Origin of the sequence: Aquabacterium lacunae, assembly GCF_004310865.1 — a bacterium.
In the GTDB taxonomy this organism is placed as follows: domain Bacteria; phylum Pseudomonadota; class Gammaproteobacteria; order Burkholderiales; family Burkholderiaceae_C; genus Aquabacterium; species Aquabacterium lacunae.
In genome coordinates, this window is sequence record NZ_SIXI01000005.1 from 60,903 (window position 1) to 73,818 (window position 12,916).

A 12,916-nucleotide genomic window follows, 5' to 3' on the forward strand; every position below is an offset into this window, starting at 1 on the left:
ATTTACGCGGAGTGTGCGCAAGTGCGGCCTTCCTGTCGATGCCTTGAGGGGCCCGGAGCAGGGGCTCTCCCCCTGACTCTAGGGGGGATGGACGGTGCTCAGGCCGCGTGTGTCCCCAGGACTGGGGACTCGGCTTTTTGCTGGCCGAGCTCCTTGCGGAAGCGGTTGAGCTCCTGCACCGAGGTGAAGCTGCGCTCCATCAGCAGGCTCAGGTTGTGCAGGATGCGGTCGACCACCTTCTGCTCCCACTGGGCGTCGAACTGGATCTGGCGATCGAGCCAGGCTTCCAGCCACTGCGGGTCAGGCAGGCGCGACTGCACGGTGTCGCGCGGGAAAAGCTTTTGCGACACGTGCAGGTTGGTGGGGTGCAAGGCCTGGGCCGTGCGCCGGGCGCTGGCCATCAGCACGCCCACCTTGGCGAAGGCGGCGCGGGCGTCGTCACCGAAGCGGTTCAGGGCGCGCTTCATGTAGCGCAGGTAGGCGCCGCCATGGCGGGCTTCGTCTTTGGCCAGGGTTTCGTAGATGTGGCGGATGACCGGCTCGGTGTGCCACTCGGCCGCACGGCGGTACCAGTGGTTCAGGCGGATCTCGCCACAGAAGTGCAGCATCAGGGTTTCGAGCGTGGGCGCCGGGTCGAACTCGAAGCGCACCTCGTGCAGTTCGGCCTCGGTGGGCACCAGGTCGGGGCGGAAGCGGCGCAGGTATTCCATCAGCACCAGCGAGTGCTTCTGTTCTTCGAAGAACCACACGCTCATGAAGGCCGAGAAGTCGCTGTCGTCGCGGTTGTCGCGCAGGAACATCTCGGTGGCGGGCAAGGCCGCCCACTCGGTGATGGCGTTCATCTTGATGGTGTGCGCCTGCTCGTCGGTCAGCAGGCCGGCATCGAACCGGTCCCAGGGGATGTCGGTGTCCATGTTCCAGCGCACGGCTTCCAGTTGCTTGAACAGTTCGGGGTACAGCATGGCCATGTCGGTCTCTCCGTGTTGAAGCGGGGCGCCCCCTCACTGCGGGCGACCACCAGCTTATACGTGGTTCATGACAAATCGGATGGGGGCAGATGCGGGGCCTGTGCCGCCAAATGCACACGGGCGGCCTCGCGCACGGCCTCTCGCTCGGCCGGGGCCATGCGGGACAGGTGTTTGACCATCAGGGCGGTGCGCGGGTTCCCTGCCAGTTCGCTTTCGTGGCGGTCGAGGAAGGCCCAGTACAAGGTGGTGATGGGGCAGGCGCGTGGCCCCGTGCGCTCGGTGGGCTTGTAGCGGCAGCCCTGGCAGTGGTTGCTCATGCGGTGGATGTAAGCCCCCGAGGCCGCGTAGGGCTTGCTGGTGAAGCGCCCGCCGTTGGCGTACAGCGCCATGCCGGCCACATTGGGCAGCTCGACCCACTCGATGGCGTCCACGTACACGGCCAGGTACCAGTCGGCCACCTGCTGCGGCGAGGTGCCGGCCAGCAGGGTGTACAGGCCGGTCACCATCAGGCGCTGGATGTGGTGCGCGTAGCCATGTTGCAGGGTCTGGCCGATGGCGTCGCGCAGGCAGGCCATGTCGGTGTCGCCCGTCCAGAACCAGGCAGGCAAGGGGTTGTGGGCCTGCAGGTGGTTGGCCTGGGCCAGGCCGGGCATGTCCAGCCAGTACATGCCCCGGATGAACTCGCGCCAACCCAGGATCTGGCGGATGAAGCCTTCGGCGCTGGCCAAGGGCACCTCGCCGCGCCGCCAGGCCTGCTCGGCGGCGGCGATCACCTCGCGCGGGTCGAGCAGGTGCAGGTTCAGGGCCACCGACAGCAGCGAGTGCCAGCCGAAGGGCTCGCCGGCCCACTGGGCGTCTTGATACGGGCCGAACTGCGCCAGTCGGGTGCTGACGAAGGTGTGCAGGGCGTGCAGGGCCTGCGCCCGTGTGACGGGCCAGGCGAAGCTGTCGAGGCCGCCCGGGTGGTCAGGAAAGCGCTCGCGCACCTCCTGCAGCACCTGCCGGGTCAGGGCGTCGGGCTCGAAGCGCGCAGGCGGTGCAGCGGACAGTTCCAGCCCCGGGCCGCCTTTCGGGAAGGGCTGGCGGTTGTCGGCGTCGAAGTTCCAGGCGCCGCCGACCGGTTGGGGCTGGCCCTTGCCCTCGCCTGAGCCTTGTCCGGCGGGCTCCATCAGCACGCCGGTGCGCTGGCGCATCCAGCGGTAGAAAAACTCCATGCGCAGCTGATGCTTGCCGCGCGCCCATTGGGCGAATTCGGCACGGCTGCACAGGAAATGCAGGTCGTCGATCAGGCGCAGGGGCAGGTTCAGCTCGGTGCACAGGGCTTTCAGGCCTTGCGCCAGCCGCCATTCGCCGGGTTCCAGCACGGTCAGGCTGGCGGGGCCTTCGCCCTGCGCGCGCCAGCCCTCGATCAGTGCACGCAGGCGATCGATCAGGCCGGGCAGGTGCGCGAGGTGCGCATCGCCCAGCCGCACATGGGTGTTGGCCTGGGCCCAGGGCGTGCCGGCCAGGGCCGCGCTGAACTGCCGCATGGCCGCGATGAACACGGCGATGCGGGCCGGGTGGCTCCACACGTGGGTGGCCTCGCCCGGGGCTTCGATCAGCAGGGCGTGGTCGAGTGCCGGGTCGTGCTCGCGCAGCAACGGGTGGTCTGTCGCGAGCTGGTCGCCCAGGATGAGCAGCAGGTGTCGCATGGGGAAGTGGGCAGGTGGCGCCCGTGGGCGCGCACCGAGGGTTCAGGGGGCTCGGGGTGGGCTGGACGTGGCGCGCGCCTCGCGCTTGCAGCGTTCGCTGCAGTGGCGCACCTCGTCCCAGCACCGCGCCCAGGCCTTGCGCCAGGCCATGGGGCGCTGGCAGTGCTGACACAGCTTGTGCGGCAGGTGGGCTTTCAGGCCCCGCACGGCGGGGCGTCGGGCGTCAGGCATGGGCCGCCATCATCGCTCAGGGCCGCGGTTGCCCATGACGGGCCCGCCACAGCGCGATGGCCGAGCTCAGGCCGCTCATGTCATGGATGACCTGCACGCCTTCGGGTGGTTTGCGCTGCAGCATGGGGTGCGAGCCGCCCACCCACAGCTCGACCTTGCTGGGCAGCTTGCTGCGCAGGTCGGACAGGCCGTCCTGGATCATCTGGGGCGGGGCATGCGGCGAAAAGCTCAGCGCCACCACGTCGGCCTGGCAGGTCTGCACGGCGTGCACCAGGTCCCACATGGGGGTTTGCGGGCCCAGGTTGATGGGCTGGGCTTCTTCCAGGCACAGCCAGCTCTCCACCATCAGCAGGCCCAGGCTGTGGTGTTCACCCGGCAGGGTGGACAACAGCACGCGCGGGGTGACCGCCGCCCGGGGCAGGGGGAAGGCTTGGATGGCCGCGTGCAGGGTTTGCTGCACGTAGTGGCTCACCCAGTGTTCCTGGTAGATCTGGAAGCGCCCGCGCAGCCAGCCGTTGCCGATGGCCACCAGCAGGGGCGAGGCCAGCTCGGCAATGAAGCGGGCCAGGCCCAGGTGGCTCAGGCCACGGGCCAAGTCGGTGCGCAGGGCCAGCGGGTCGTGCTTGTCGACATGCGCCAGGCACAGGTCCACCCAGGGGTGTGGCTGGTCGGCCTGGCTGCGTTCGTTCCAGGTGGGCGCCGAGTCACACGACAGCAAGTGCGCGCGCCCGTTGCGGGGCACGGCCTCGGTGTAGTCGGTGTCGGCCTCCGTGCGTCCTGGCCCCCGGCGACGCGTGGGGCCCGACAGCCCCTGGGCGTCGGCGCTGCGCTCGGACAGCGCCTGCAGATCGTCCATGGGCAGGCCCACCAGGCGGCTGGGACGGTGCCCCACGTCCAGCAGGCGCTTGATCAGGCGCAGTTTTTCGATCTGGTCGAGCGGGTAGCAGCGTTCGCCCTGGGCGTCGCGCACCGGCTGCGGGAAGGCGTAACGCCTTTCCCACACACGCAGCGTGTCTTTGCTCAGGCCGGTGTCGCGTTCGACGGCGGCGATCGACATCATCAGGGGGCGTTGGTTGAGTGTGGTGTCCATGGTCAAGGGTTCGTCAAGACTTGGAATAACATCGGTCTGGACCGGGAATACGCCGCATTCGCCCAGGACAAACGGTTTGTCCAAAACCGCTTTCATGGCTAATATACGCAAAACCATCCTGTTTGACCAAGACAAACGAGGTTCACATGAGCGCAACGAGGTTTTTTCGCACGGCCTTGCCGGCTTTCCTGATCGGTGCAGCGGTTCTGGGGGGCGGTGCAGCCCAGGCTGCCGAGCCCACGTCGGGTGCTTGTTCAGGCATCCTGAACAAAACGTTCCTGCGGCTGCAGGACGAAAAGCCGCAAGACCTTTGCCAGTACAGCGGCAAGGTGGTGCTGGTGGTCAACACCGCCAGCTACTGCGGCTTCACCAAGCAGTACAAGGGCCTGGAAGCCCTGCACAGCAAGTACAAGGACAAGGGCCTGGTGGTGCTGGGCTTCCCGTCGAATGATTTCGGCAGCCAGGAGCCGGGCAGCGCCAAACAGATCGCCGAGTTCTGCGAGAACACCTACGGCGTGAAATTCCCCATGTTCGCCAAGAGCAGCGTGCGCGGCGACCAGGTCAACCCGCTCTACGCCGAGTTGATCAAGGCCAGCGGCACCACGCCCAAGTGGAACTTCTACAAGTACCTGATCGACCGCAGCGGTCAGTCGGTGAAGTCCTATTCCAGCTTGACAGAGCCGGATGACCGTGACCTGATCAAGGACATTGAGAAGGCCCTGGCATCCAAGGGGTGAACTCTTGCGTATGATTTGTGACTGCTCGTTCGTGGGTGGTCCTCAGTTTTGTGCCGAAGAGCTGTCCAGCGAACAACGTTGACCTGGACAACTCGGGGTGGACAGATCCTCCTCCCCCCGTGTGACGCCCCGGGCGCTCTTCGGTGTTTTATTCGCAGGGATGACGCAAAGGGTGGTTCGATGAAACGCATCGCAGTGGTCGGGTCCGGCATTGCCGGCATGGGCGCCGCCCTGGCGCTCACACAGGCCGGAGGCACGCGGGTCACCCTGTTCGAGGCGGGCACCTGGTTGGGCGGGCATGCCCACACGGTCGATGTCACCCTGCCCGGGCCCGAGGGGCGCCCCGTCACCCACGGGGTGGACACCGGTTTTCTGGTGTTCAACGAGCGCACCTACCCCAATTTGATCGAGATGTTCGCCGAGCTGGAAGTGCCCACGGCGAAATCTGACATGTCGTTTTCAGTGCAGGTGCCCGAGGCGCAGCAACGCCTGTCGGGCGTGGCCGGCTGGCTGTCGGGCCTGCAGTGGTGTGGCTCCAGCCTGGACACCGTGTTCGCCCAACGGCGCAATCTGGTGTCGCCCCGCTTCTGGCGCATGCTGTCCGACCTGCTGCGCTTCAACAAGGTCACCACGGCCATGGCGGTGCAGGGCAATGACCGCCGCATGGCCCAGCCGATTGCCGATTTTCTGGCCGAGCACCGTTTCGGCCCCGAGTTCCGCGATGCTTACCTGCTGCCCATGGTGGCCTGCATCTGGTCGTGCCCCACCGAGCAGATGCTGCAGTTCCCCATCGGCACCCTCATCCGGTTCTGCCACAACCATGGCCTCTTGCAGGTGAACAACCGGCCGCAATGGTTCACTGTGGCCGGTGGCTCGCGCGAGTACGTGCAGCGCCTGACCCGGCGCCTGACCGATGTGCGCCTGCGCACCCCCATCCGCCGCGTGGTGCGGCTGGGCGAGGGGGGCGACGGTGGCGTGCTGGTGCACACCGACGACGGTCCCGAGGTGTTCGACGAAGTCGTGATGGCCTGCCACAGCGACCAGGCCCTGGCCCTGCTGGGAGAAGGCGCCACCGCCGACGAGCGTGCGGTGCTGGGTGCCATCCGGTACCACGACAACGTGGCCGTGCTGCACACCGACGCCTCGCTGCTGCCCTCGCAGCGCAAGGCCTGGGCGGCCTGGAACTACGAGCGTGCGGCCCCCGACGCCGATGACCAGCACCATGTGTGCCTGCACTACCTGCTCAACGTGCTGCAGCCCTTGCCCTTCGAGCAGCCCGTGGTGGTGTCGCTGAACCCGCTGCGCGCGCCCGACCCTGCCACCGTGCTGGCCTCGTTTGACTACGCTCACCCGGTGTTCGACCTGGCCGCGGTGCAGGCCCAGAAACAGCTGCCGCGCATCCAGGGCCGACACCACGTGTGGTTCTGTGGTGCCTGGACGGGTTATGGCTTTCACGAAGACGGTCTGAAATCAGGGCGTGAAGCCGCAGGCGGCCTGCTGGCTCGCCTGGGCCGCACCACCCTGCAAGATGCGCAACGCCTGGCCGATCGCTACCTGGTGGAAGATTCTCCGGCCCGCGCCGTCGGGGCAGCCGACGCAGGTCGTGCCGCGCCCCGTCAGGAAACCGTGTGAAGGCGGCAGGAGCGGTGATGCACCCGGCCCATCCCAGCACCCCGGCGCACACCGGCGCGCAAAGCCCGTTGCCAACCCACGCATTGCCACAGCCCTTGATCGGCACGGGCCCGGTGCGCCATGCGCGCACACGCCCACGCGCGCACACCTTCCAGTACAGCCACTACTTCTGGATGCTGCCCATGCGCAGGCTGGCCGGTCACCCCGTGGCCGCTGTGCGGCGCAACCGCTGGGGCCTGCTGAGCTTCCATGACACCGACCACGGCCACGGCGGGCGCGACGCGCTCGCCTGGCTCGACGCCCTGTTGCTCGAAGCGGGTCTGCCCGAGGCCGACCGCCTGGGGGGCGAGGTGTGGTTGCAGACCTTTCCCCGGGTGCTGGGCTTCACCTTCAAACCCGTGAGTTTCTGGTGGGTGCACCGCGCCGACCGTTCCCTGGCCGCCGTGGTGGTCGAGGTGAACAACACCTTCGGGGAGCGCCACGCCTACCTGCTGCACGGCCCGGCCCTCAAGCTGGGCGCCGAGGTGGGGGCGGCCAAGGTGTTCCATGTTTCGCCCTTTTGCGAAGCGCGCGGCCGCTACCGGTTTCGCTTCATGCGCACCGGCCCCTGGGGCACGGGCGGCAGCGCCGACCAGCCTGAGCGCCTGGTGGTGCGTGTGGACCACGACGATGCGCAAGGCCCGCTGGTGCAGACCAGCCAGGCGGGCACTCTGGCCCTTCTCACCGAACGCAGCGCCCGTCAGGCCTTCTGGCGCTGGCCCCTCATGACCCTGGCCGTGGTCTGGCGCATCCACTGGCAGGCGTTGCACGTATGGCTCAAAGGAACGCCTTTTCACCGAAAGCCCGAGCCGCCCGCCGCTTTTGTCACCCGAAGTGATGCATCCTGAGTTCGTCGGCCCCACCGCCTTGTGGCGGGCTGCACCCTGTCAACCCCTTTGGCCCGATCACCCCTACCGACCATGAACCCCACCTCTCTCGATCAATCGGTTTCGAACGTCGCCTCCCGTGCCCTGCCGGCCCGGGCTCCGGCCGCCGCCCGTGTGGTCATCCAGGTGCTGCAACGCATGCAGATCGGTTCGCTCGATGTGCAGTGGCCTGACGGCAGCACGGCCCGATTTGGTCAGGCCGAACCGCCCTCCCACCTGCCCCGCGCGGGCCTGCGCCTGCACGACTGGCATGTGTGTGGCGCGGCGCTCAAGTCGGGCGACATCGGTTTTGCCGAAAGCTACATCGACGGTCACTGGAGCACCCCCGACCTCACCGCCCTGATGAAGGTGCTGATCGCCAACCGCGAGGCCATCGAGCAGGTGGTGTACGGCAGCTGGCTGGGGCGCCTGGTGTACCGCCTCAAGCACCTGCTGAACCACAACTCCAAGGCCAACAGCCGCAAGAACATCCACGCCCACTACGACCTGGGCAACGAGTTCTATCGGCTGTGGCTCGACGGCACCATGAACTATTCGAGTGCCTGGTTCGACGGAGACCTCAACAAGCCTCTGCCCGATGCCCAGCACGCCAAGGTGCGCCGCGCGCTGACCGAGGCCGGCGTGATCGGTGGCCCGGCGGGCCAGCGCGTGCTGGAGATCGGTTGCGGCTGGGGCGCCCTGGCCGAAAAGGCCGTGCTGGAAGGCGGCGCACAGGTCACGGGTGTGACCCTGTCGACCGAGCAGCTGGCCTGGGCCCGCGAACGCCTGGCTGGCCATGGCGTGGCCGACCGCGCCGACCTGCGCCTGCAGGATTACCGCGACATCTCCGACGCACCGTTTGACGCCGTGCTGTCCATCGAAATGTTCGAGGCCGTGGGCCAGTCGTACTGGCCAGGCTACTTCGAGACCGTGTCGCGCCTGCTCAAGCCGGGCGGCAAGGCCTGCATCCAGACCATCACCATCCGCGATGACCTGTTCGAGCGCTACAGCCGCTCGACCGACTTCATCCAGCAGTACATCTTCCCGGGCGGCATGCTGCCCAGTGATGCCCAGTTCCGTGCGCACGCCGAGCGCGCCGGCCTGAAGGTGGTCAATGCCGCGGCCTTCGGCCCCGATTACGCCGAGACCCTGCGCCGTTGGCGTGTGGCCTACCACCAGCACCAGCCGCGCATCCAGAAACTGGGCTTCGACGAGCGATTTGGCCGCATCTGGGATTTCTACCTCTGCTATTGCGAGGCCGCCTTCGACATGGGCAACACCAGCGTCGTGCAGTACACGCTGGAACGCGCCTGACATGGAGGCGTCGTCGGGCCCACAGTCGGGGCAGCTGACCGGCTGGCGGGGCCATCTGCGCTACGGGGCCCTTGGCTATCCGCTGGCCTTCGTGGCCCTGCCGCTGTACGTGATCCTGCCGGCGCACTATGGCGACACGCTGGGTGTGCCGCTGGCCGCCCTGGGCTTCGTGCTGCTGGCCAGTCGCTTGCTGGACGCCCTGGCCGACCCCTTGCTGGGCCTGTGGGCCGACAGCCGCCTGGCCCGTGCCAGTGGCCCCTGGGCCGGCATGGCCGTGGCCGCGGTGGTGCTGGCCGCCGGGGTGTGGGCCGTGTTCTTCCCGCCGGTCGAAGGCACCGGGCCTCGCCTGGTGTGGTGCGCACTCACCCTCACGCTCACGTACTGGGCGTACAGCGCCTGTGCCATCGCCCACCAGGCCTGGGGCGCCCGCATGGGCGGTGACGCGCCAGCCCGCGCCCGCTGGGTGGCCTGGCGCGAGGGGCTGGCCTTGGCCGGGGTGCTCACGGCCAACGGCATCGCCACCACCCTGGGGCCTGCCGTGATGGCGGCCACCCTGAGTGTGAGCCTGGTGGTGGCGCTGGCCCTGCTGCGGCGCGCCCCCCGCCCGCCCTGCCAGCCGGAAAGCGCCCCGACCCCCGGCTTCACCTGGGCCGACTGGCTCAGCCCCCTGCACAATCCCGAATTCCGCCGCCTGCTGGGCATTTTCCTGCTCAACGGGATTGCCAATGCGGTGCCCGCCACCCTGGTCATGTTCTATGTGCAGGACGTTCTGCACCAGGCCGAGGCCCTGCCGGTGTTCCTGGGGGCCTATTTCCTGACCGGTGCCATCAGCGTGCCGCTGTGGTTGCGTGCCGTGAAGCGGTTCGGGCCGTCGCGGGCCTGGGTGCTGGGCATGGCCGGTTATGTGCTGTGTTTCGGCCCGGTGATCACCCTGGAGGCCGGTGACGCCACGGCTTACACCTTGATCTGCCTGGCCAGTGGCCTGATGCTCGGCGCTGACCTGACCTTGCCGTCCACCTTGCTGGCCGGGGTGGTGCAGCGTCAGTCGCTGGCGACTCGGGGGGCGCCCGGCGCATCGCAGCCATCGGTGCCCCAGGAGGGCATCTACACCGGCTGGTGGCAGCTGGCCACCAAGCTCAACCTGGCGCTGGCCGCGGGCCTGGCCTTGCCCGCCTTGCAGGCGTGGGGGTACACGCCAGGCACCCAGTCACCCGAAGCCTTGTGGCACCTCACGCTGGTGTATGGCGCATTGCCCTGCGCCCTGAAACTGCTGGCCGGTCTGGCCTGGTGGCGCTGGTGGGCCCGGGCCGGGCTGGAGTGAATGCCGCCATGTGAAAGGGCGGAGCGGGCAAAAAAAACCCCGCCGAAGCGGGGGGCGCAAAGAACCTTGCCAAAGAACCTTTGCATGGCGCTCGACCCTGAGGAGCGCGTGTTCACAGAGCTTGTTCGGTGTGTGGCCTGATTGTTCTTGGTGGTTCTGCGCCGCGCTCTGTGACGGCTGGCAGAGGCCTGAGGCACACCGCTTGTCTTCCTCCGATCCTCCCTGTTCCCGTGGTGACAGCAACGGTACTCAATGTAAAGCGACCACCCCCCCGCCCGCATCCCTCTCAAGGGGGGAAGCCCCCAGCAAGTGGGACGACAGCGGCGTGCATTCCGGCACGAACAGTGCCGAGGCGGTGGGGCCAGCACTCAAGTCGGGGGATGACGCCGCCGACACCCATGTCAATGATGGATTGAAGCTTGGGGTGCCGCCCCCATGTCACCCACCAGATCACGGATTTGGAGTACCGTTTCCATGCACATGCTCTACAACTCAGACAACTACGCGGTGGTCCAGATCGACGTGGTGGCCGAGCAGGCGGCACTCGGTCGTGACGAGTCGTCGCTCACTCGCGGTGGCTACGAGATCGTCGACAAGTTCGCGCGCAAGGAACTGTTCATCGAAGGCGCACTGGCCGAACAGTTCAAGGAAGGCGTCGATGCCCTCATCGAAAGTTCACCCAGCGTGGAGGAATTCGATGCCTACCTGGAAATGTATGCCGGTTTGGCGCACCATCCAGTTGTGATGCATTGAGCATCGAGCGCCCCTGCGGAGGGGGTGAGACATCAAGAACTCCGCACCGACGTCGATGTGCCATGAAAGACGTTTGTTCGCTGTGAGGCGAGCGTGGCCTGCAGGGGTCGCGCGCTGCGGGAGCTTGAATGTCCGATTTTGATCTGGCCCCGATGATGGCTCGGTCTGCTTTCTGGCTGACCTGGCTGATGGCGGCTGCCGCCCTGTTCCTGCACACGCGTTTGACGGCGCGCATTCGCACATCCGACCGCGACACCGGCATGGGCTGGTGGCTGGCGGGTACGCTGGTGCTGGGCACTGCGGTGTGGGCCGAAGCCTTGCTGACGGTGCTGGCTGTGGCCCCTGAGGGCCGCACCCGGCACCTGCTGGCCCTGGTCGGTGCCGCGTGGGTGCCCGCCGTGGGCGCCGTGGGCGTGTCCCTGTGGATGGGCAGCCAACCCCGCCTCAACCTGCTGGGGCAGATCGGGTGCGTGGTGCTGGCTGTGGGCGGTTTGCTGATGGGGCCTTATCTGTTGGTCGCCTCCACGGTCTGGCGTCCGGGTGTGGCTTGGGTCTGGCCCAGCATGGCGGTTTGCGGGGTCTTGATGGCCCTGGCCTGTGCCGCGGTGTGGGTATGGCGACAGTCTCTGGTCGATGCCGATGTGCCCTGGTGGTGGTGGCTGGCCGGAGCGCTGGGCGCGTCCGCCTTGTTCCGTGCGGCGCAGTGGGCCTTGCTGATGTCGGTGCAGTGGCCCTCAGACGGCCAGTCCATGGGTGATCACAGCCTGCCACCCGAAGCCGTGCAGCCCCTGGTCGCTGGCAGCGCGCTCATCATGATGGCCGTGCTGCAGTTGGCCGTGATCCTGGAACAGCGCTGGCGTTCGCGTGAACGCCAGCTCACGGATTCTCTGGCCCGGGCGCACAGCACCATTGCCCAGGGCAGCCTGACCGACTCACTGACAGGCCTGCCCAATCGCACGGGATTTGACGTTGCCTTGCAGCAGGCCGTGCAGCAAGGCGGGCACCGCCTGGCGGTGATGCTGCTCAGCCTGGACGGCTTCCGCTCCCTGCTGGACCTGTACGGGCACGATGCGGCCGAATCCATGCTGCGGCAGGTGGGCGCGCGTCTGCGCGGCATGTTGCGCACCGAAGACTTGGTGGCCCGGGTGGAGGGGGAAGACTTCCTGCTGCTGGTCCACAACCTGGGCGACCGTCCAGCCGTGGCGCAGTTGGCTCAGCGTCTGGGTGACCTGGTGCGCCAGCCGCTGGTGCTCGATGCAGGTGACCTGGTCCTCAGTGCATCCATCGGGGTGGCCCTGTTCCCCGACGAGCCCCAGCCCGAGCGGCTTGTGCAGCACGCTGGCGAGGCCCTCCAGGTGGCCCGATCGGGCGGCGGTGCGGCACAGTGCCTGTATGAGCCGGGCATCGATCGGGTGGTCGAGGGCCAGGTGGCCATGCAGCGTGATCTGCGCCACGCGGTCGAGCGCGGCGAGCTGCGCCTGCAGTACCAGCCCAAGCTGGTGGCCGATTCGGGGCAGCTGGGAGGCGTCGAAGCCTTGCTGCGTTGGCTGCACCCCACCCGGGGCTTTGTGAGCCCGGCCGAATTCATCCCCGTGGCTGAACGCTTTGGGCTGATTGGCGAGCTGGGCCAATGGGTGCTGGATGAAGCCTGTCGTCAGATGCGCGCCTGGATGGACACAGGCCAGGAAATCCCAGTGGCCGTCAACGTCTCCGTGCATCAGCTCCGCCAAGCCGACCTGGCCGAGCGTGTGCAGCGTTCGCTCGCCCATCACCACGTGCCGGCGCGACTGCTCACCCTTGAGATCACTGAATCGGTGGCCATGGAAAACCTTGACACCTCATTGCGCATGTTCGACATGCTGGCCAGTCTGGGGGTGCACCTGTCGATCGATGACTTCGGCACGGGGTACTCCAGCCTGGCCTACCTGCGCCGCCTGCCCGCCACCCAGCTCAAGATCGACCGATCCTTTGTGCGAGACCTGGACGACGGTACCGAAGGCTCCCGCGCCATCGTGCAGGCCGTGGTGCACATGGCCCATGCCCTGCAACTGCGCGTCGTGGCCGAAGGCGTCGAAACGGAAACGCAGGCCACGCACCTGCGCCAGCTGGGCTGTGACGAACTCCAGGGCTTTTTGTTTGCCCGACCCATGCCGCCCGAGGCTCTGGTGGCTTGGCAGACCGAGCGCCAGGCGCGCAGCGCCGATGCGGGGATCCGAGAAGCCGTGGGGCGTTCATCGCGTTTCGGTGACCTCACCCCAGTCTGATCGTCAGGTG

Annotated in this window: 11 protein-coding genes; 7 read left to right on the forward strand and 4 right to left on the reverse strand. The window is 67.5% G+C overall.

The window, feature by feature from the left end:
- Nucleotides 1–98: 98 nt before the first annotated feature.
- The 4 genes from EYS42_RS12590 to EYS42_RS12605 all read right to left on the reverse strand — a co-directional run bounded on the left by EYS42_RS12590 (nucleotide 99) and on the right by EYS42_RS12605 (nucleotide 3,980).
- Nucleotides 99–962: a ferritin family protein gene (locus EYS42_RS12590; RefSeq protein WP_130968750.1), complete on the reverse strand. Its 864-nt coding sequence runs from the start codon at nucleotides 960–962 to the stop codon at nucleotides 99–101.
- Between the two features lie 71 nt (nucleotides 963–1,033).
- The gene (locus EYS42_RS12595) at nucleotides 1,034–2,659 is read right to left on the reverse strand and encodes a cryptochrome/photolyase family protein (RefSeq protein ID WP_130968541.1); all 1,626 of its coding nucleotides are present in this window, start codon (nucleotides 2,657–2,659) and stop codon (nucleotides 1,034–1,036) included.
- A gap of 42 nt (nucleotides 2,660–2,701) precedes the next feature.
- On the reverse strand, nucleotides 2,702–2,890 hold the full coding sequence (locus EYS42_RS12600) for a DUF2256 domain-containing protein (RefSeq protein WP_130968542.1): 189 nt from the start codon (nucleotides 2,888–2,890) through the stop codon (nucleotides 2,702–2,704).
- A gap of 16 nt (nucleotides 2,891–2,906) precedes the next feature.
- On the reverse strand, nucleotides 2,907–3,980 hold the full coding sequence (locus EYS42_RS12605; protein WP_130968543.1) for a MerR family transcriptional regulator: 1,074 nt from the start codon (nucleotides 3,978–3,980) through the stop codon (nucleotides 2,907–2,909).
- Nucleotides 3,981–4,126: 146 nt separating this feature from the next.
- On the opposite strand from EYS42_RS12605, the gene EYS42_RS12610 reads away from it, so the two are divergent.
- The 7 genes from EYS42_RS12610 to EYS42_RS12640 all read left to right on the forward strand — a co-directional run bounded on the left by EYS42_RS12610 (nucleotide 4,127) and on the right by EYS42_RS12640 (nucleotide 12,906).
- The gene (locus EYS42_RS12610; protein WP_130968544.1) at nucleotides 4,127–4,717 is read left to right on the forward strand and encodes a glutathione peroxidase; all 591 of its coding nucleotides are present in this window, start codon (nucleotides 4,127–4,129) and stop codon (nucleotides 4,715–4,717) included.
- A 180-nt stretch (nucleotides 4,718–4,897) separates the two neighbouring features.
- Nucleotides 4,898–6,349 carry an NAD(P)/FAD-dependent oxidoreductase gene (locus EYS42_RS12615; RefSeq protein WP_130968545.1) on the forward strand — a complete coding sequence of 484 codons (1,452 nt, stop codon included), beginning with the start codon at nucleotides 4,898–4,900 and terminating at the stop codon, nucleotides 6,347–6,349.
- A gap of 17 nt (nucleotides 6,350–6,366) precedes the next feature.
- The gene (locus EYS42_RS12620) at nucleotides 6,367–7,236 is read left to right on the forward strand and encodes a DUF1365 domain-containing protein (RefSeq protein ID WP_130968546.1); all 870 of its coding nucleotides are present in this window, start codon (nucleotides 6,367–6,369) and stop codon (nucleotides 7,234–7,236) included.
- Nucleotides 7,237–7,308: 72 nt separating this feature from the next.
- Entirely contained in the window at nucleotides 7,309–8,568 is a 1,260-nt protein-coding gene (locus EYS42_RS12625; RefSeq protein ID WP_130968547.1) for an SAM-dependent methyltransferase, read from the forward strand.
- Between the two features lies 1 nt (nucleotide 8,569).
- Nucleotides 8,570–9,889, forward strand: a complete 1,320-nt coding sequence (locus tag EYS42_RS12630) for an MFS transporter (protein WP_130968548.1) — start codon at nucleotides 8,570–8,572, stop codon at nucleotides 9,887–9,889.
- Nucleotides 9,890–10,363: 474 nt separating this feature from the next.
- Nucleotides 10,364–10,642 (forward strand): BTH_I0359 family protein, encoded by a 279-nt coding sequence (locus EYS42_RS12635; protein ID WP_130968549.1) that lies wholly within the window; start codon nucleotides 10,364–10,366, stop codon nucleotides 10,640–10,642.
- 128 nt (nucleotides 10,643–10,770) lie between these two features.
- A complete protein-coding gene (locus tag EYS42_RS12640) occupies nucleotides 10,771–12,906 on the forward strand; it encodes a putative bifunctional diguanylate cyclase/phosphodiesterase (protein ID WP_130968550.1) in 2,136 nt (711 codons plus the stop codon).
- Nucleotides 12,907–12,916: the final 10 nt, after the last annotated feature.